Origin of the sequence: Halalkaliarchaeum sp. AArc-GB (assembly GCF_031432225.1) — an archaeon.
GTDB lineage: Archaea > Halobacteriota > Halobacteria > Halobacteriales > Haloferacaceae > Halalkaliarchaeum.
The window spans coordinates 476,005-494,374 of record NZ_JAVKGM010000001.1 but is presented as its reverse complement, the minus strand read 5'-3'; the positions used below and the strand labels follow the sequence as shown (position 1 = coordinate 494,374).

Here is an 18,370-nt window from a genome sequence, read left to right as displayed (position 1 = left end):
TCCTTTTGCCCCCCGCTCCGGAAGCCATCCCATGGCCGAGGACCCAACGACGGGACCGGATCCGGAGCCGACCGGCGCGGATCCCGATCCAACTGAACGGGAATCAGTGGCCGAATCTGAAGCGGAACCGACCGGCGATGTAGAGACGGACGCCGACGACGGGGGCGATGGCGATGGGGCGTCGATCCCGGCCGACGTCCGTCGGTACGAGCGCTTCAAGAAGATGGACGGCGCCCAGTACGAGCGGGTAAACGAGTTCCTCCGGGATCGGACGTACGTCACCGCCCGCGAGTGGGCGATCGCCAGGCTGTGTGCCGACTTCAGGACGGAAACCGGCGTCGAGATGACCAAGATCGGGGAGAACCTCCCGGAACTGGTGCCGTTCATGACCGACACCTACACCCCGCAGGCGGTCAACCAGGCGCGGTCCTCCTTCGAGGACAAGGTGACGAAGGCGGGGGCGACGTTCCTCTACGGCGCGATGTCCGGGTTTTTCACTGCGGAGGAACTCGACGACCTGATGTACGAGGTGACGGAGGTCGCGAAGTTCCTCCTCGAAGTCGAGGGCGTCGACCTCGCAGTCGAGGACGAACTCGACACCGAGGAGCGCATCTCGGAGGTGATGCGGGAGGTCCGACAGTCGAGCGCCGAACTCCGCGCGAGCGAAGTCGAGTGTCCCAACTGCGGACACGTCCACGAACCGCGGGAGTGATCGAGGGGGTGACTGGCCCATGGTCGCAACCGACGACACCGACACCGACACCGACGACACCGACACCGACACCGACGACACCGACACCGACACCGACGACACTGTTCTGATTCCAGGGGGGCGCGACGTCCGGGGAACGCTCGATATGGCTGTCGGTGTCGATCGGGCGGACGACGTCGTCGTCGCCTGCCCGCCTCACCCCCAGTTCGGGGGGACGCGACGCGACAGCCGCCTACTCGCGGTCGGCGAGGCGCTCGCGGACCGGGGGATCGACTGCCTCCGGATCGACTACGGCGACTGGGACGAAGGATACGGCGAGACGACGGATGCGGACAACGCGATCGGCTGGGCGCTCGAACGGTACGAACGGGTCGGGCTGTTCGGCTTCTCCTTCGGCGGGACGGTCGCCCTCGTCACAGCAGCTGCCCGACCGTGTCTGGTCGCGGTCTCGGCGCTCGCGCCCGCCGCCCGGGTCAACGCCGACGTCGACGCCGTCGAGGCGATCGACAGGATCGACTCGCCGATCCAGGTCGTCTACGGCACTCGCGACTCGGTGGCCGACTGGGAGCCGGTCGTCGAACGGGCTCGCAAGCGCGCCGACGCTGGCCACGACGTCGCCGTCGCCGAATTTTCGGCCGATCACCTGTTCGTCGGGCAGTACGACCGGGTCGCCGAGCGCGTCGGGGAGTTCATGGCGGCGCGGATGTAACGATTGTGGATTTGCTATCGTCACATGTGGTTTATAACCGCGCCAAACCCTCTGGAGAGCCCAGCGACACCGGCTTCAAAAACCCGCAGACCGCGGTCCGGCTGTCGTCGACGCCCGAGACGAGCGGTCGAATCGCTGAATCGGCTGAGAACACACGGCCCTCAGCGACGGCTCACGGTGTAACGATAATCGAACGAAAACTGAACTCGAACGGCCCCCGCGATCTCACCGCTTAAAAAGGCGCTTGCGGGCCTTCGTCGTCGGCGTCGTCGCCGCTTTCTTCGTCCGGGAACGAGGGGCTCATTCCGCCCATGCCGCCGCCCCCGTTGAGGCCGGTGTCCGCGTGAACTTCCTCGATTTCGGGAATCTCCTTGACCATCCGGGACTTGATCGCCTGGATCGTCATCGGGGAGATGCCACAGCCGGAACAGGCGCCGCCCAGCTGGACGTGGACCTCGCCCGTTTCGGTATCGAGGTGGCTGATCGCGGCACTGCCCCCGTGCATCTGGATCTGCGGGAAGTTCCGGCGCAGGAAGTTCGTGATCTCCTCGCGAAGCTCGCTTTCCGCATCCGCCGAGTCGGTGCTCATGGGCCGAGGTTAGCGATGTACGGGCTAAAGCCTTTGGTTGGTCCGATTGCTACTTCGATGTTCTTTATAAAACGCCGGGGATTCTCCGGCGAGAGCTGCCCCCCAGCGTGGCCGCATTCCGGCTCCGGAACGTCCGGTCAGTCGGGACGGTCGACGCCGAAGACCCTGTGCAGGTGTGCTTCGATCTCCTCGACGTATCGGTCCAGAATCGGTTCGACCCGATCCTCCTCGACGATGACGCCAACCCCTTCGATCCGGTCGAGGGGGTCATCCGGGAGTTCGACGACGAACTTTCCCTCGCGGTAGAACGGTTCCGACTCGTTGAGGACCGCCTGGTCGATCGCGTGGATCAACTCGGAGTCGTACTCGTCGTTCATCGTCTCGAAGGCGTTCTTGTACGCGCGTTGGAGTTCGGGGAAGTAGTTCGCGTACTTGTCCTCGAACTGCTCGGGATCGAAGTCGGCCATGCATCACGGTTTTACCCGACGGGAATAACGGTTACGCGACGGCACGCAGGTATACACCTTATATTGCGATATAAAATATGTCTCCTGTGGTTACGATTCCCCGTGTGTTGCTGAACGGGATTCCCAGTTTTAGCGACGTTTCGTCCGACTTGACTACCAAATCACGCCGAATAACCAATCAAAATCTAAATATTACGGCGAAACCACGGAGATTAGCACAAAAACACGATCACTGAACACTGATGGCTCTACGGAAAATGAGCTGCCCGAAGACGAGAGTCAGCCTATATCAGCCTCGTCAACCGGCGCTGAACATAGTTCCGGAATCGCTGCGCAGTGATCCGCGGCTTCGACCGGAACTCCACGTCTAACCCTACCTGAACGAGGAAATCGACCAACAACCACGCATTATACAGCAGCACTGCGAACCCGAAATGCCAGAGTCGTACCTCGAACTCTTTCGACGTCGTCCACGCTGCGAACTCCTTGATCTTCTTGTACGCCGTTTCAATACCTCCTCTCTTATTGTATCGTTCGACTTTCTTCTTCGTCTGCCGTCGATCCACCGCAATCTCATCATCCACATGTGTGTTCGTATAGAACGGGACTGGCTCCAGATTCGTTTCCCTATCGTCATCGTCGTTAGTCGCCTCATCCGAGTCTGACGTCTCACCGAACCCGTACTGCTCGTCATCAGGATCACCCGGTAGTCCAACGAGGTTCGTCGTCACGCGTTCGTTCGATGCGCCGTGTTTCACCGGGCCATAGATCGCCCAGTCTTGCTCAGTCGCAAGAATCCCGCGTTCGGCGTCTACGTTTCTCTCTAACCACCGCTTCGTCCGGTCATTCCGCGGTGCAGGCATCATGTACCTTGCATTCTCCTCTTCGAACGCAGCGATGGTGTCTGCCGACGCAAATTCACGGTCAGCGTAGATGCATCGTGGCGTCACGTACTGATTGGTGATCTCCAGCAGATCCCGAACGACGTCCCCAACAACGTACGACTTGTTATCGCTTCCAGGATACGCCTCGTTATCCACGTGAGCCGGGTTCCCGACCGGAAGCATCCCGACGACCATGTGGACGCCGTCACCGACGAGTGTTGCCGTAGCGAACTTGTGACACCAGTCGTACTGCTTGTGGTCAGGTGTTCCCGTCACCCACTCCATCTCATTCCGGTCTCCGTAATAGGCGACGTACGTCATGTCGATCGCCATGAACACGGGGTCTGGGAACTCGGCGTACGGCTTGATTCGGGTGAGCGCGCGTTCAGCTGCTCGGTTCACCATGTCGGTGATCCGTTCTACAGTGAGCAGCTTGATCGTCTCCAAAAGTGTCTCACCAGTCATTCCGTCTTCATAAAACGGGTCCTCTTCCTCGTCGATATCCTTCTCTTCATCAAGCCTGTCACCGTGCGTGACTGCACCGGCGTTTGCAGCGTTCCCCTCGATCCCCAACGCTGTCATCAACTCCAGCATATCGTCCTCGCTGTAGATTGCCTCTTCCGGCCGAGGAAGGTCCAGTGCTGGAAACACGACATCAGCCATCTGCTCCAGAACTTCTTTTGTTCGCTGTCGGAAGAGTCGTTGTTCAGTTCGCTTCGATACCCCGTCAGTTTCCTCAGACTCCAATCCAGTGTGATTACCGATTGGACTCCCGCGTTCCGTGGCGATCTTGTCAATATCCTTCGCAGCCCGCTCGATCCCTTCCTGCAACTCTTCGAACCGGTTGCGCCACGTACGGGCGAACGTATCCCCGTGTGGGATTTCGTTCTTATCGAACCCGAACGCGTCGGCAATCTCCGACTGGTTCTTGAGTCGGTCTGACAATCCCGTCACAGACTCGTCTTCGGTTTTCGCCCACAGAACAGCGAGGAACATAGGAGCGAACTCGTTCGTCTCTGCGTGCCACTCAGGGTACGGGTCCTGCCGTTCGTATCGTGAAACATCGAGCTCAGTAGCGAGTTCTTCCCAGTCGGTTCCAGCCTCGATGATGTCGTCAGCTTGCTTAGCGAGCGGCGTGAGCACCCGCTCCAGATCAAGGTCATCAACACTGGACCGGTCACTCACGACCCATCACCTCTGTAAGACGGTGGTGACTGGGTTGTGATGCCGCCGGACAGTCGTGTTCTCTTCGCATAGTTCTTCCACGAGCAACGACTCCAGAATGGAGTGTAAACATGCGCGTGTGATTTCCGAATATACCCTCATAAGCCGGAGTAAACTGCTTACTGTTCTGATTTCTGGGGGTGCGAGAGATTTGGGCTTGGAAGAAAATGGAGTTAGATTCGGCTTGGAGTTGAGTGTGAATCCTATATGTGTGACCGTCCTCTGACAACGTGAAAATGGCTGACTATGAGCCGTGCGACACTATTGAGGAGTTCCTACGGTCGAAAGGTGCGGTCGGCCTATTGGCGTTACTGCACGAGCGACCGCGAACGTATTCGGAAATCGAATCGGAAATCGAGATCACATCGTCAACGATCACGAACCGCCGTGATGATGCTGCAGACCTTGGACTCCTCACGGTAGAAGTGGCGAGTGACGACCACGGGACAAAGAAGGTCTACGTGCTGACTGACTTGGGTGAATTCCTGGCAGACAGAATGGCTCGGCAGGGACTGTTTGCCAGTTACCGGAAGATGCGGACACTCCAGCAACTCGTCGAGGAGGAAACTGAAGAGGTCATCGAGTGGGTGAGGCAGAACCCGTCACAGTTACTGGAATTCCCAGAGGCAGAACAAGGTATCCTCGATCTCACACGTCCCCAGAAACATTCAGACACTGCAAGGCCCGATGAGTCCGACGACGATGCCGGGAACGATGAGGAAGACACGGAGAATGAGTCGTCGTCTGCACGCGTAATTCGCCCTTCGGACAGAATCCCTGATGACGCAGGAGAATCACACGAAAACGAGTCACAAGGAACATTCGCTGATATTGAGGGTGATTCGGAGCCGGAACAGAGTGGCGGCGATGGGACGGGTTCCTAACAACGTCACTCTCCGGACTCCGGTTTCAGTTGTGTATCGGGGTCGGGACCGCTCAACGTGAGTAGTTCACCGTTGTTGGCACATTCCGGGCAAAACGGTGGGTCAGACGTGTCACAATCCCAGTCTACTGCATCCCACGCGTACGTTTCACCGCACCGCGGACACGACCAATCGTAGGCCCCATACTCAGTTGCTAACTCCGGGTACACGTGCGCAAGTGTCGGTGTCAGTCGCGCATCCGCGTCTGCGTGCGCGTCGAGATACTCTTCCAAGGCGTCCCGGTCGTACCCGTCGAACACCGGAAGCAGCCCGTCAATGTTGATGTCCTGGTATGGCGTATCGGCTTCCCCGCAGCGGTGTTTGAACGAACAGTAACTGCATTCCCAGTCTCGCTCCGGAGAAGCTGGCGGTAGCTCACTATTTTCCTCGTAATCTGTTTGCTTCGCCATCCAACTCACGACGCGCTCCCAAAACTCCACGTCGAATGCAACGTTGAAAACCTCCAAGTCGAGTGTTTCCCGCGACCCGTACAGCAGAACCCCGTTCGTGATGTCGTGAGCGTAGTCCTCATCAAGCGCGTGGAGATACGCGTGAAGTTGCGCTTTGTGGTGAGGCTTCGGTGCAGACATACGCTCAACGTTCGTCGTAGTCTTGATTTCTGTGACCAGAATAGGAGTCCCGTCGGCAGTCACGATCGCAGGGTCCGTCGAACCACGAACCCGAATTTCACTATCACCGACCGTCACCGTACTGTCTATCCACAGTGAGTTCTGCACGTAGAGACCGTCCGGGACTACATCCTGCAAGTACGGCACGATGATCTCTTCCTCGAACGTCGATCCGATCCAGAAAATGCCGTCAGGCGACGTGCCTTCACGTGGTGCGTTCTGTCGCGTATAGGTTGCCTTGCGATGACACTGTAGCAACTGGCTTGGAGAGTGTTTCCCCGGAGGTTTTGCTTGGGATGGGCCGTTGAAGTACGGTTTCCCATCGAGGATGTTCTGTTCGATTTGCCGCTCGTCGTACCATTCACTGAACTTGGTTTCAGAGATCGTTGCAACCAGATCGGTGAGTGACGTGTCCGAGACGAGAGACTCAGCTTCTCTCTCGGTGTTCGTGTCTTCTGATGGCATCTGCACACGTACTGGTCAAGACATGAAGGGATAGGGCTCAGCGTGCAGTTTCCGAAACACCCGAAAGAGAGCCAAATGAAAGGTGACTGTTACGCTTGAGCGCGGTAGACCCGGGCTTTCGTGTTCCCTTCTGCTTCTATGAGATTGTAGTGTTCGAGCTTGGAGAGATGGTTCCGGAGCGTGCGCTTTGTCTTTGGATCAGTCACTCTATTCTCGTACTCGTCGTAGAGAGGTTGAGGTTCGATCGTACCGTGCTCCGTGATGATGTCGAAGAGAGCTTGCTGGTGAGTTGTAAGCCGGTCAATCGTTTTCTGTTGGATTTCCGATTTCGTTTCCGGAACGACGTTCCGAATCACATCATCAGAGATAATGTCGAGGTTGTTTTCGTGAGCGCGCTGCGCCGCGTTGCGTAAGACCCCGATGGCGATTCGAGCGTCGCCAGCTGCCTTCGAGGTGATTTGACTCAACTGACCGTCGCTGATGACACCCGGGTCGAGGCCCCAGCGGACGCGATCGGTCAGTATTGAGTTCAACTCCGAATTAGAGTAATGGTTGAAATGGAGTCGCGTCGCGGTGGTGAGACGGCTTGAGAGGCGGTCATCAACGCTGGCAAACACCTCTGTTTCCTTGTTAGCGATGAGGATCATCGTGAGGTTCTGGATACGGTAGAGGTCGTAGAGAAGCCGTTTGTCCTGGAGTTGGTCTACCTCGTCAAGAATGACGACGTATGGCGGGCCAGTGTAGTCACGGAGTCGATCAAGGAGCACGTCTTTCGGCGTGGATTGCCGGTGAATGTCGATGGTGTCGTTGATGCCGTCGAGGATGCTGTAGAGGGTTTTGAAGCGACTGTAGTCTTCCCAGCAGTTCACGTACTGGTAGTTCAGGTCAACGACTTGTTCGCGGAGGCGTTCGACGGTGAATTGCGCGATGCAGGTCTTCCCCGTGCCTGACGGCCCATAGAGAAACGCTGGGTCAGCTCTGTTACCGTCCGTGAGTGGGCGAAGCACGCTGGAGAGCGTATTGACTTCGGCGTCACGGTGTTTCACCTCGCTTGGGATGAACTCCGGTTGGAGAACGCGTGCGTCCGAAATCATTCTGTGTCGACAGAGCCCGCGGAGGTAATAAATGGAAGGGAGTAATTTCCGAATCTTCCGAATGTAACCCGTCGGAACCCCGGAAATCGGCAGACGTCAGTGTATCGTCAGGTGAGTGACTTTCCAGAGATTTATAACGATGATCTCCAAATTGGAGTAATATGCCCTCGGCCTCCGATTTCCATGAATCTGCTCATGATATCGCCGATCGTGTAAACGATGATATGAGTGAACGTGACGTTGAAAACCTGTTCCTCGAAACCGGGTTTTATGACGCTCTTGGGTACGAAGGGACAGGGACAGACATTCGGAGCGAGTTCACGCTGCCTGACGACCGTCGCCCTGATTACATCACTCTCAACAGCAACGAATCTGTTTCTGTTGTTTACGAATTCAAGAGCCCATCACGTGAGCTCGCTGGCCATGAGGATCAACTCTTCCATTACGTCGAGCAATTACAAGCGGATTATGGGGTACTAACAAACGGCAAAACGCTTCGGGTCTATACGGCAGATAGTTCAAAACTTCTTCCACCACAAGCTCTCAGTGAGGTGTCTGAGGATGTTGCCCGCGACATCGTCAGTGCATTGCAGAAGCGGGCCTATGATCTTACAGATACTGATGATGTCCAGGAACTTCTTGACCCTGATCCTGTTCCCCTTGACAGTGATTCTGAACTCGGTCAAGAACACTTCTTCGACACGTTCAGGTTGGAAGAAGGAAGTCCATTCGCCGAACTGATTGTTGGGCTCATGGACGTGCTGAACGAACTTCGCGGTGAAGATGACGAAGAAGCTGAGAAGTTCGTTCAGGGTGCGTATGACTTCTGGGAGGCTACGTACGCCAGTGAGCCAGAAGTAGTCCCAAGTTCATGGGAGCCATTTATTGACGGGAAGCAGTCGCTTCGGGACTTCATGTTCTGTCTCGAAACAGGACACGCTCTTCTCTCACGGCTGCTGTTAGCAAAAGCAACGGAAGATCATGACTTCTTCCATAATACTGCGTATGGAGGGATGGGCGGCTACTTTGCGGAGTTGAGAGGTTTCGGGGATACCATCAACCTTGACGCTTTCCCCGTTGCAGCTAATGATCTTATCGATGATATGCAGGAACAACTCGTCGAAGGCCTGTTCCAAGATGATATTTTTGTCTGGTGGACTGTCGGTTACCGTGATACCTTAGCCACCGGGCATGATAGCGGTGCGAGTCACTTCCAAAGCATTGCGGAAGAGGAGGAAAGCGGTGTCGAATTATTAACGGACTCTACCCGTGATCGGTTTAGCCGTGCAGTCGCGGACATATTTTTCAACATCCTCCGATTCGACTTCTCTGAGGTTCAAGGAGACCTGCTTGGAGACCTGTACCAGCGGTACTTTGATCCAGAAACTCGAAAAGCGCTTGGTGAGTTCTACACGCCGCAACCAGTGGTAGACTACATCATGGATGGGGTGGAATACGATCGTGGTGTTTCTACTGAACGGCTGATGGACCCAGCATGTGGGTCAGGGACGTTCCTTGTCGAAGCAGCTGAACGATATCTTAAGGATGTAGACCGATATGCAACAGGAGAACCCGATTGGGAGAAGCGACTGAGAGAGTTATGCACGCAGCCTCATATTGTTGGACTTGATATTCACCCGTTCGCCGTGTTGATGGCTCAAATCAGGTTTGTCGTTGCCATCCTTCCAGAATACAAGAAGGCGAAGCATCAGAACCAGGATTTCACACTTCGTCGTCTTCCAATCTACCGAACGGACACGTTGCGAAATGAGCGGGAGTTGACCGGCGCTGATCTTGGTGGTGATGATACATGGCAGATCACGTTTGATGCAATGACGGAGGACGACCAGGATGTTCTTATCCCAGTTCCACTGCCGATCGAGGTTGATGAGGACGAAGTCTCTGAAACAGAGGACGGGTTCCTGGTTCGGCGAGTGAGAATGCCGTTGTTCGATACGATTAAACTGAACACCGGTGTGCGGAACTTTGGGGAGTACTTCGCAGCTCTCCAAGGTGTGCTGGACACGGTAAAGGATCATCTTGCCTTCGCCGAGAGCGACCTGGGAGATAAGTTCGATTGGACGTACAAAAGCGGATTAGAAGAGAACGTCAATCGGTATACATCGCAGCAGTACGGTGGAGTTGAGGAGTTCTTCGAACCGTATGTGAACGATATGCTTGAGAACGTCCGGTACCTGAAAGAAGAACATAATGACGGCCGACTATTCAAAATGCTCGAAGACGCGGTTCTGTCGTTAGTGGTGAAGAATTACATGGACTACGAGTATGTTGTGGGCAACCCTCCGTACGTTCGAATCCAACATCTCCCAGACAGTCAGAAGCAGATGATGGATCAGTTGTACGATTCGACAACGGGCAACTACGATATTTACTGCCCGTTCTACGAGCGAGGGCTCAACTGGCTCAGAGAAGATACAGGGAAGTTAGGATATATCACTCCGAACCAGTTCATGGTTACGGACTATGGTGAAGGGCTACGGCGTGTTCTGCTCCGTGATTCCGCGATTGATGAGGTATATGACTTCCGCGACTCGGGGGTGTTCAAGGATGCAACAAACTACCCGGCAATTGTTATCGCAGAAGACGAATCAGACCAAGAAGAACGGGAAAACAACGAAATCCGGTGTGTCCGCGTAAAGGCAAACGTCGAAGAAGAAACGGGAAGGGCCCTTGATGATGAGATTATCACTGCGGTTCGAGAGCATCGGCATAATGCAGGATACTCTGATGAGTTCATAGACGTCTTCGACTTCCCACAGGGAGATCTTGATGACGGGTATTGGTCGTTGATGCCCCCTGAGGAATACGAGGTCATCAAACAGTTAGAAAAGAACGCCTCTGGTACCGTTGAAGAGGTAACTGACTCCGTATTTGCTGGAACACAAACGAGCGCAAACGACGTGTTCCTCGTCACGCCACTCGACGCTGACCGCATCGAACCGGGAGAGACAGGCGGGACTGTCACCGTTGTTCCGAAAGGGCGAGATAAGGAGTACGAGATCGAGACGGATGCCCTCCGTCCATGGTTACAAGGTCGGGATGTCGAACGGTGGCGTGGTGAGTGGTCTGGCCAGCATGTCGTTGTTCCGTACTCCATTGAGCGTGGAGACGATGGAGAGTTGAACGTAGAGTTGCTCTCGCAAGAATACCTTGAGTCGGAGCTCCCGCTCACATGGGAGTTCTTCTGTGATCACAGAGATGAATTAGAAGAACGGGAAGGTGGCCGGTTTGAGGATCGTGATGACTGGTACGATTTCGGTTACCCAAAGAGCATGGATAGGTTCGAGAATCCGAAACTGATCGGTGCAGAGATTGCATCTGAATCCACGTTCATGCTTGATGAAGTCGGGAGTTGGTACTTTAAAGCGGCATACGGTGTCCAATTAGAATCGAAACACCAGCATCGAACAGAGGTATTCGCAGGGCTGCTGAACTCTAGTGCGTTGGATTACTACTTGAAGCACTATACGAGCATGAAAATGGGGGGATACTACAAGTACACGACAAACTACTTGTCCCCGCTCCCAATCGCGTGGGATGACTCAGATAAGACAAAAGAAATCGAGGACGCGATTGAGAAAATCACGACAGCGTTAGATACAGATAACCGCACGGATCGCTTCCCTGAAGCATATCTAGGTGACTTTGACGGTGAGATTGAATACATAACGTATGAATGGCAGACACGGCGGTATCCGGTTAAAGCTGAGGTACAAGGCGATGTAGAGGGTGAATTCACGGTGCAGGCTGGGCGGTCGGACACGATAACCGACCCAGCAATGTACTCCGACGACCGTGAAGGGCGGAAATTGCGTGCAGAGTACGTATACGAAGCTGTAGACGGTCGTAATGTCAAAAGCGGTGAAGAGACTACCATCCCGATTCCGAGGACAGACCGCGGTGTAGAAGAGTTGCTAACCCAGCTGAAGGCTGACGAGGAGACAGTTGGTAAGACAGACATCGAGGAGTTAGAGGCTGAAATTGATGCTGCTGTATACGACCTGTTCGACCTGACCAAAGAAGAACAAGAGGTTATTGAGGACTACTTAGAAGTCTTCTAACGACTGGTACTCACGATCTGGTTTGTAGTCTCGGTGCTCTGTGTCTGGTTTGTATAATCCCTATTGTGATATACCCCCGTTCAAGAGATTCAGCCAACTCTCGCCGTGACACAGATACAATCACTTTCTCTGGTGTTCGACTTCTGGAGTGTTGTGATTTGACGTGGAGCTTTCAGAGTGGATTGATGAAGACATCATCCACAACTTCCTCTGTGGTAGGAAGTGAGAAATCGACTCCGTCACGCACGTGGTTAATGATGTCCCAAACAATATCAGTGAAGTCCAACTCGTCGAATATTGAGGCAGGAACCTCGTAGACATCTCTGAGTAATTCGATGAAGCCTTCAACGACAGATTCGACTTCACCTGCGATGTTCTCTGCTGAGATATCTCCGTGCTCGCTCAGTATCTCTATTGTGTTGATGCCAACCCATGTGAGGAACTGGGACACTTGATCTACGGAAGAGTGGAGCGCACGCGGGACAATTCCGCGGATGGTATAGTGAACTTCGCTAAGTGTCATCCTGTATAGCGGTGAGTTCAACTCTCGGAGTTGGTAGAGGTACTGGTTGTTCACGTACCGGGTGCCCTGCCATGCAAGACGGTAGTTGTAGTGGTTGATCGGTGTCGTAAAAAGCAGGCATTCAAGAATGAAGATACATCCTGCCCGGTAGAACTCATCGTAGGTCTCTTCACTAACGTCTCCAGCGTCGTTCACGTTCTGGTACTCTTCTGTGAGTGTTTCAGAAGCATCGAGTAGATTGTTCGCTGCAATAGTAATCGAGACGATTGACGTGAGTTGCCCTGCGGTAGACGCAGCTTCAGCGAATTTCCCGTGACCAATATCGACTTGGGTTTCGTCTTCGATTATTTCAGCTACTTTCCGGGCCCGCCGTAGCTGAGTGACAGTCGGCGAAAGGTCATCCTTGGTGAATTCTTCACCGCTGTTGAATTGAACCGACTCATCACCAATCCGGTCAACAGTTGATAACTGGGTTGCGATGCTAACCGCAGTCTGGGCTGGTTTTTCCTCGTTCCGAAACCCATCCCGGATACGATCTAATGCAAGCCCTTCGCGTTCAACTTGCACGTCTTCCATTAGAGAGATGTTGAATCTCCTGTATTAATACTGTTCGCCATATCCCTACGCCGGTAGGGGCGTCGGGTATCTGCAAAGTAGTTTAATTGTGCAACATGTATTGTCGCGTGAAATGGAACGACGTGCATTCCTCCGGCGGTTAGCTACTGTTCCAGTTCTTGGACTTGCCGTTCGGGGAGACGTATCTGATTATACGGACTCAAGCAGAGTGCTTGAGGACTTAGCCGAAGAAATCGATCAGACTGACCTGACGCACGCAGACGAGGTATTCCACCTCTCAAACAGCGTGAGAAGGGCATTACAGGATGCTGAAGCAGGGATTAATACTTCTGAAACAGAGCGTGCGAGAACAGTCGCATCGATCAAACACTCTATTGCAGAAATACTCGCAATCATCCCAGGTGTAGACTCACCACCTGAACAGCCCCGTATTGAAACAGAGATTGACGCTATCGAATCCGCGGCTTCCTACTACAGAACACTACAGACGTATTTGCGTCATAGTGGCGATCTCTACATTGACATCTCAAGGTTTGAGGCAGACGTGTCTGATCCAACGGGTGAACCGTCACTTCCTGATGAGGACCTAATAAGCCGGGGAGATGACGCCGTTGTTCGCGTAAAATCAGAAGGTGAACGTCTTCAGAACGGGGGAGCGTCTCCTGTTCAATCATTACTACCCGATACCGAACGAGTCACCAATCTCTCAGAGGAACTTATGGAGAACTATGAAATCTACGTAACCGCACAACAGAGCTACTCCACAACGACAGAGTACATCACAGAGGGAGCGCAATCGCGTGAACAAGGCGGTTTTGATGACGCCGAGATACACTTCCGTCACGCGAAAGACCATCCGACAATCGACTTTCCAGAGAGTCGCCGAGAATATTCATTGGATGAAAAATCTCTCACACTCGATGAGTACGAAACAGTTATTTCGCTCACGCAGCGGGGAGCTCGCAAGATGCGCGAGTCGTGTGATAGCCCCGGTACTAAGCAGTCACGGGAGTCCTTCAAGGAAGGACTGAATGATGTTATTGCTGCAAGAGGCGTGTTCTCGACACAGTAACACCCGGTCGCCGGACAGAATAAAGAGACTACGACCGTCAAAGGACTACAGTCATGAAAATAACATCCCGCACCGTTCTACTCTGCTTCAGTTAGTGATATGTCCCACCCCTCGTGTTCTTCATCATCCATGAATTCAAGGTGGTTTTGTGCTTGTTCGTACGTGTCGAATCCCCTGAACTGGAAGAATGGGGCATCACATATTGGGCAAGCAGGAGCATCATCGTGACGAGCGGTGGCTGAGGCCCCACTGGACGACACTTTTTCACCTTTTGTGACTCGAATTGCCCGGGAGACGTAATCAACATCTCCTGGCTCAAACTGCTTTGGGATTTGCTCCATCAACGCGATCGCCCAGTTGACTGCTTCAGTTGCCTTGGTAACTTCGCTAGGAGGATCAAGTGGGGCTTCAACACCACCGAACCTATCACCCCACTGTAGAACATGAGTGTAGATGTACTCAACATCGATCTCCTCACCCAGATCAGCAGGGTCAAACTTTGAGACTCGCACCTCTACATCAAGGTGCTTATGTTGGTAGGTTCCTGTGAGAGATTCCTCGTCAGAACTGTATCGGCACTCCCATTTGTCAGGCAGATCAATGGTTTCGCTTGTCATCAGTTGGTCTATTTTGGAGTAAAATCCAGTTTTGCATAAACCCTTACCATCACAGGGTTGATGAACAACTCACGAGTTTCACAAAGGAATCATCAGTGGGAAATCCCGTTCAGCAATTTTGGCGTCCGCAACTACAGTGTCTCCCGGGGGATCGCGTTCCTGTGGCCCACCCGGCTCGTTCGGACGACCAGTCGCTAATTGCTTTGAGTCGACTCCTCCGCGGCCGACCACTGCGTTGAAAACAAGAAAACCGCCGACCGTCGAACGCGACTAGAAGTTCTCGGTGGCGCTCGTGGTTTCACCTTCTTCGTCGGTCACGACGAGCCGAACCTCGTCTGCGTCCCCGCGCGTACGCACTTCGTGTTCGCCGCTGGCACTGGAACCGCTGACGGTGCTCGTCTCTTCGGCAACGACAGAGCCGCCCTCGAGGAGTTCCGTGGTAACGGACTCGAGGTTACCGTCGTCGTCGGACACTTCCCACACCGATTCGGCACGGGACCAGGGACCGGTCGTCCGGGTGCTGACGTCCCAGCTGTCGATTACCGGCGCAGTGTTTTCTGTTTCTTCTTCATCCTCGGTAACGAAAGTCAGTACGTCGCCTTCGTCGCTACCCCCTGCCGTCTCCGCGATTGCGCGGAACTCGTATTCGGTGCCAGACGCGAGGTCCTCCACTGTCGCGTCGAAGGTTCCCGTCGACGAGAGTGTTCCAGCGTCGGCCGTGTTCGCGAGGTCGCCGCCGGTCTCGCCGTACTCGAAGCCGACGTCCGCTTCGTCGGCGTTTTCGAGTTCGGTCACTTCGCCGTTCAGCGTCGCCGACGTCTCACCGACGTCGGTCGCTTCGTTTGTAACGACCGAGACGATCTCCTCGTCGCCGTCATCGTCGTCATCGTCATCTTCGTCCGCGTCGACGGCGTCGGCAACGTTCAGTCGACCGGCACCCTGCTCGTTATCGTCGAGTCCGATGTCGTCGGCCGCTTGCTTCAGTTCGGCCCGCACCGCCTCCCGGTCGGTCGTCCCGTCGGCGATCACGGTGGCGGCTGCCCCCGAAACGTGCGGACACGCCATCGACGTGCCGTCGAACTCCGCGTAGTCGTCCCGTGGCACCGTCGAGAGCACGCCGACGCCTGGCGCGGCGAGTTCGACCTCGGGACCTGTCGAGGAGAAGCTGGCCAGGTCGTCGTTCTCGTCGGTCGCCGATACCGCAATGACCTCCTCGTGTCGCGCCGGGAAGCCAACACAGTCGGTACATTCGCCGTCGTTGCCGGCTGCCGCCACCAGCACGACGTTCCGCTCGACGGCGTAGTCGATCGCGTCCGAGACCACGTCAGAATCGGAGTCCGCCCCGAGGCTCATGCTCTGGACCTCGTGACCCTGGTCGGCCGACCACTCGATCCCGGCGGCGATGTCGTCGAAGCTCCCGCTGCCCTCACAGTCTAACACCTTCACTGCGTGGAGCGTTGCGTCAGGAGCTACCCCGAGCACACCCTCTCCGTTGTCCGCCGCGGCGGCGGTCCCGGCACAGTGGGAGCCGTGGTCGTTGTCGTCGTCCCATTCCTCGAGACATTCGTCGATGTCGTTGCCGCCGAAGGGACCGCCTCCACAGTCGGTGGTACACGCAGCGTCGTCGGTTGCCCAGCCCTCGCCGAGGTTCTCCTCCAGCGTCTCGTGCTGGGCATCGATCCCGGTGTCGAGGATCGCGATCGACACCCCGTCGCCGGTGTTGCCGCCGTCGATGGCGACGTCGGCGTCGGTGATCTCGATCCCGTACGGCGTCGTCTGGTCGAACGCGTACATCTCGCCGTTCTCCTCGACGTACCGGACGTTCCGATCCGCCGCCAGCCCGTCCACGGCCTCGCGTGGCACCGTCACTGTCAGCGCCCCGAAGGAGAACTCCCGTTTTACCGAGGTGGCCGCCTCCAGGGCGGCCCGTCGACCGCGTGCGTTCGCGAAGCCGACGTTCACTTCGACGCGGTCGGCGGCGGTTGCAGTTCCTGTGAGCCCCGCCGCCCCCACGGCGCCGCCCGTGTATTTCAGTACCGTTCGCCTTGAGATGCCCTCTCGTGACATGCGACGGATTGTAGTGTTACTCGGTCGACTTAAGCTTATCTGCGTAACTGTGAGCAAAAAACACCCCCGTCCACGTCTCGGACAGCCCCGGTGTCGCTGTTCGAGAACGCGTGCTGTGCGTCTGACGCAAGAACTATTGTTGCTTCCACGTGTGTGTACCCTATGGGCATCATGAGCAAGATCCTCGGGGCCGGTGGAAGCCACAGCACCGAGGACTACGTCGAACTGGACGTCGACGACGCGGAGGCAGCGGTCACCGAAAGCAACATGGCGGTCCACATCGCCGAGATCAGCGATCAAAGCGACGTCATCCCGATCAAGGACGCCGTCTACGACGGTGACTTCGTAATCGCTGACATCACCCGCCACTCGACGAGCGACAGGACGATCGAACACATCATCGACGAGCTGCGGCAGGTCGCCCGCGAGGTGGACGGCGACATCGTCCAGAAGGGCGACGATCAGCTCATTTTGACGCCGACGGGCGTGTCGATCTCCCGCGAGAAACTGTAGGTCGACGATCGGCGTTCGTCCCCGATTACTCTTCGAACTCCGTCAGTTCCGGGTCTGCCGCTTCGAGATCGGTCGGTCGCTCGTTTGAATTCTCTCCGTCCGCGCCGGTCTCGTTTCTCGTTTCCAGATACACCGTCCGGTAGCGCCACAGCTTGCGCAACAGAATCCCGCCGAAGAAACCCTGATAGAGCAACACGAACAGGGCGAACGCACCGAGGAACGGCAGGCCGGTCCCGGCCTGGATAACCGTCGTGCCGGCGCCCGCGGTCGCGTTGTACGTCGCGTGGATCAGCGCCGCGATCAACAGCCCCTTGATGACGATCGGCCCCCGGTTCCGTGGGTTGAACTTCGCGAGCCCGAGGTAGTAGCCGGCGTACGCCGAGTAGATGACGTGCCCCGGTCCCGCGAGCGCGCGGATCCCGACGATCCCCTCGCCGGCGCCGACGAGCCCCACGACGCCAGCGCCGATCGTGAGCTCCCCGATGTCGACGTTCCTGGCGATGTACAGCGAGTTTTCGATGGTGGCGAACCCCAGCCCCGCGACCGCGCCGTACACCGCCCCGTCGATGACGGCGTCGAACCGGCGGTCGGTGTAGGCGTACAGTCGGACCGCGAGCAGTTTGACGGTCTCCTCGACCGGCCCGACCACCAGATAGAAGAACAGGAGCAGTCCGATCCCGCCGAGCGGGAGGAGCAGTCCGGCGGCGAGCCCGTTGACGACGGCGGCAAACGTCGCGGTCAACACCGAAAGCAGGAACGTCGCGACAAGAAGAGACAGCGGTTCGTTCGTCGTCACGTCCGAGTACCAGACGTAGCCGGTCAGCGCAAGCGCCGGGATCGCCGAAAGCAGCGTCAAGAACGCGATCGGCGGCTCAGAGAGGACCCCGAGTGCACCGATCGAGAGCAGGATCAGCGCTGCGAGCAACACCACGACCAGCTTCGCGGCCCGGACGAACAGCCAGTGGAGCGCCACCGCCAGCCCGTCGAGGGAGGTCCGCTCTTCCCAGGTGGCGACGTCGTACAGGTCACGATCGTCGTCATCGTCGACCGCCGACTGGATTGGGTCCGACCGCGAGCTCATCGTTTCGTCAACGGGCGCCGCCGGTTAAGCTCTGTTGGCGGTTGGATCGCCGCTCCCGGCTGCGCTACGGGACGAACATCGCAAGCACGTTAAGTTCGAGCAGTCCGAACGGGGGGTAATGAGTCGGCCAGCCACTGTCACCT

The 18,370-nt window shown here is 56.1% G+C and carries 15 protein-coding genes; 6 read left to right on the top strand and 9 right to left on the bottom strand.

The window, feature by feature from the left end; all coding sequences use genetic code 11:
* Window positions 1–31 precede the first annotated feature (31 nt).
* Both RH858_RS02510 and RH858_RS02505 read left to right on the top strand, forming a co-directional pair.
* Complete coding sequence (locus RH858_RS02510) at window positions 32–712, top strand: DUF5806 family protein (RefSeq protein WP_310561068.1); 681 nt, start codon at window positions 32–34, stop codon at window positions 710–712.
* A gap of 145 nt (window positions 713–857) precedes the next feature.
* Window positions 858–1,421 (top strand): dienelactone hydrolase family protein, encoded by a 564-nt coding sequence (locus RH858_RS02505; RefSeq protein ID WP_259536432.1) that lies wholly within the window; start codon window positions 858–860, stop codon window positions 1,419–1,421.
* A gap of 232 nt (window positions 1,422–1,653) precedes the next feature.
* On the opposite strand, the gene RH858_RS02500 is transcribed toward RH858_RS02505, so the two are convergent.
* The 3 genes from RH858_RS02500 to RH858_RS02490 all read right to left on the bottom strand — a co-directional run bounded on the left by RH858_RS02500 (window position 1,654) and on the right by RH858_RS02490 (window position 4,546).
* Complete coding sequence (locus RH858_RS02500) at window positions 1,654–2,010, bottom strand: NifU family protein (RefSeq protein WP_259533677.1); 357 nt, start codon at window positions 2,008–2,010, stop codon at window positions 1,654–1,656.
* Window positions 2,011–2,147: 137 nt separating this feature from the next.
* Entirely contained in the window at window positions 2,148–2,477 is a 330-nt protein-coding gene (locus RH858_RS02495; RefSeq protein ID WP_259533676.1) for a DUF5783 family protein, read from the bottom strand.
* Window positions 2,478–2,761: 284 nt separating this feature from the next.
* Complete coding sequence (locus RH858_RS02490; protein WP_310561067.1) at window positions 2,762–4,546, bottom strand: transposase; 1,785 nt, start codon at window positions 4,544–4,546, stop codon at window positions 2,762–2,764.
* Window positions 4,547–4,821: 275 nt separating this feature from the next.
* Between RH858_RS02490 and RH858_RS02485 the strand changes: the two genes are divergently transcribed.
* Window positions 4,822–5,469, top strand: coding sequence for a hypothetical protein (locus tag RH858_RS02485; RefSeq protein WP_310561066.1), 648 nt, complete (start codon window positions 4,822–4,824; stop codon window positions 5,467–5,469).
* Between the two features lie 5 nt (window positions 5,470–5,474).
* On the opposite strand, the gene RH858_RS02480 is transcribed toward RH858_RS02485, so the two are convergent.
* A complete protein-coding gene (locus RH858_RS02480) occupies window positions 5,475–6,602 on the bottom strand; it encodes a PD-(D/E)XK nuclease family protein (RefSeq protein ID WP_310561065.1) in 1,128 nt (375 codons plus the stop codon).
* A gap of 89 nt (window positions 6,603–6,691) precedes the next feature.
* Window positions 6,692–7,696 carry an orc1/cdc6 family replication initiation protein gene (locus RH858_RS02475; RefSeq protein ID WP_310561064.1) on the bottom strand — a complete coding sequence of 335 codons (1,005 nt, stop codon included), beginning with the start codon at window positions 7,694–7,696 and terminating at the stop codon, window positions 6,692–6,694.
* A 161-nt stretch (window positions 7,697–7,857) separates the two neighbouring features.
* Here RH858_RS02475 and RH858_RS02470 point away from each other — a divergent pair, with 161 nt between their 5' ends.
* Window positions 7,858–11,778 (top strand): N-6 DNA methylase, encoded by a 3,921-nt coding sequence (locus RH858_RS02470; RefSeq protein WP_310561063.1) that lies wholly within the window; start codon window positions 7,858–7,860, stop codon window positions 11,776–11,778.
* A gap of 172 nt (window positions 11,779–11,950) precedes the next feature.
* Here the strand turns inward: RH858_RS02470 and RH858_RS02465 are convergent, their stop codons facing one another.
* On the bottom strand, window positions 11,951–12,877 hold the full coding sequence (locus tag RH858_RS02465) for a hypothetical protein (protein WP_310561062.1): 927 nt from the start codon (window positions 12,875–12,877) through the stop codon (window positions 11,951–11,953).
* A gap of 112 nt (window positions 12,878–12,989) precedes the next feature.
* Here RH858_RS02465 and RH858_RS02460 point away from each other — a divergent pair, with 112 nt between their 5' ends.
* On the top strand, window positions 12,990–13,949 hold the full coding sequence (locus RH858_RS02460; RefSeq protein ID WP_310561061.1) for a hypothetical protein: 960 nt from the start codon (window positions 12,990–12,992) through the stop codon (window positions 13,947–13,949).
* Between the two features lie 77 nt (window positions 13,950–14,026).
* On the opposite strand, the gene RH858_RS02455 is transcribed toward RH858_RS02460, so the two are convergent.
* Together RH858_RS02455 and RH858_RS02450 are read right to left on the bottom strand one after the other, a co-directional pair.
* Window positions 14,027–14,566 carry a hypothetical protein gene (locus RH858_RS02455; protein ID WP_310561060.1) on the bottom strand — a complete coding sequence of 180 codons (540 nt, stop codon included), beginning with the start codon at window positions 14,564–14,566 and terminating at the stop codon, window positions 14,027–14,029.
* A gap of 270 nt (window positions 14,567–14,836) precedes the next feature.
* Window positions 14,837–16,633: a S8 family serine peptidase gene (locus RH858_RS02450; RefSeq protein WP_259533675.1), complete on the bottom strand. Its 1,797-nt coding sequence runs from the start codon at window positions 16,631–16,633 to the stop codon at window positions 14,837–14,839.
* A 162-nt stretch (window positions 16,634–16,795) separates the two neighbouring features.
* On the opposite strand from RH858_RS02450, the gene sepF reads away from it, so the two are divergent.
* Window positions 16,796–17,146 (top strand): cell division protein SepF, encoded by a 351-nt coding sequence (gene sepF / locus RH858_RS02445; RefSeq protein ID WP_259533674.1) that lies wholly within the window; start codon window positions 16,796–16,798, stop codon window positions 17,144–17,146.
* A gap of 25 nt (window positions 17,147–17,171) precedes the next feature.
* Here the strand turns inward: sepF and RH858_RS02440 are convergent, their stop codons facing one another.
* Window positions 17,172–18,227, bottom strand: a complete 1,056-nt coding sequence (locus RH858_RS02440; protein WP_259533673.1) for a PrsW family intramembrane metalloprotease — start codon at window positions 18,225–18,227, stop codon at window positions 17,172–17,174.
* Window positions 18,228–18,370 lie beyond the last annotated feature (143 nt).

Excerpts from the sequence above, each read along its gene's own strand:
- RH858_RS02440 (WP_259533673.1), bottom strand. The coding sequence starts at position 18,227 with ATGAGCTCGCGGTCGGACCCAATCCAGTCGGCGGTCGACGATGACGAC.
- RH858_RS02450 (WP_259533675.1), bottom strand. The coding sequence starts at position 16,633 with ATGTCACGAGAGGGCATCTCAAGGCGAACGGTACTGAAATACACGGGC.
- RH858_RS02485 (WP_310561066.1), top strand. The coding sequence starts at position 4,822 with ATGGCTGACTATGAGCCGTGCGACACTATTGAGGAGTTCCTACGGTCG.
- RH858_RS02455 (WP_310561060.1), bottom strand. The coding sequence starts at position 14,566 with ATGACAAGCGAAACCATTGATCTGCCTGACAAATGGGAGTGCCGATAC.
- RH858_RS02495 (WP_259533676.1), bottom strand. The coding sequence starts at position 2,477 with ATGGCCGACTTCGATCCCGAGCAGTTCGAGGACAAGTACGCGAACTAC.
- RH858_RS02505 (WP_259536432.1), top strand. The coding sequence starts at position 858 with ATGGCTGTCGGTGTCGATCGGGCGGACGACGTCGTCGTCGCCTGCCCG.
- RH858_RS02470 (WP_310561063.1), top strand. The coding sequence starts at position 7,858 with ATGCCCTCGGCCTCCGATTTCCATGAATCTGCTCATGATATCGCCGAT.
- RH858_RS02480 (WP_310561065.1), bottom strand. The coding sequence starts at position 6,602 with ATGCCATCAGAAGACACGAACACCGAGAGAGAAGCTGAGTCTCTCGTC.
- sepF (WP_259533674.1), top strand. The coding sequence starts at position 16,796 with ATGGGCATCATGAGCAAGATCCTCGGGGCCGGTGGAAGCCACAGCACC.
- RH858_RS02460 (WP_310561061.1), top strand. The coding sequence starts at position 12,990 with ATGGAACGACGTGCATTCCTCCGGCGGTTAGCTACTGTTCCAGTTCTT.
- RH858_RS02465 (WP_310561062.1), bottom strand. The coding sequence starts at position 12,877 with ATGGAAGACGTGCAAGTTGAACGCGAAGGGCTTGCATTAGATCGTATC.
- RH858_RS02475 (WP_310561064.1), bottom strand. The coding sequence starts at position 7,696 with ATGATTTCGGACGCACGCGTTCTCCAACCGGAGTTCATCCCAAGCGAG.
- RH858_RS02510 (WP_310561068.1), top strand. The coding sequence starts at position 32 with ATGGCCGAGGACCCAACGACGGGACCGGATCCGGAGCCGACCGGCGCG.
- RH858_RS02500 (WP_259533677.1), bottom strand. The coding sequence starts at position 2,010 with ATGAGCACCGACTCGGCGGATGCGGAAAGCGAGCTTCGCGAGGAGATC.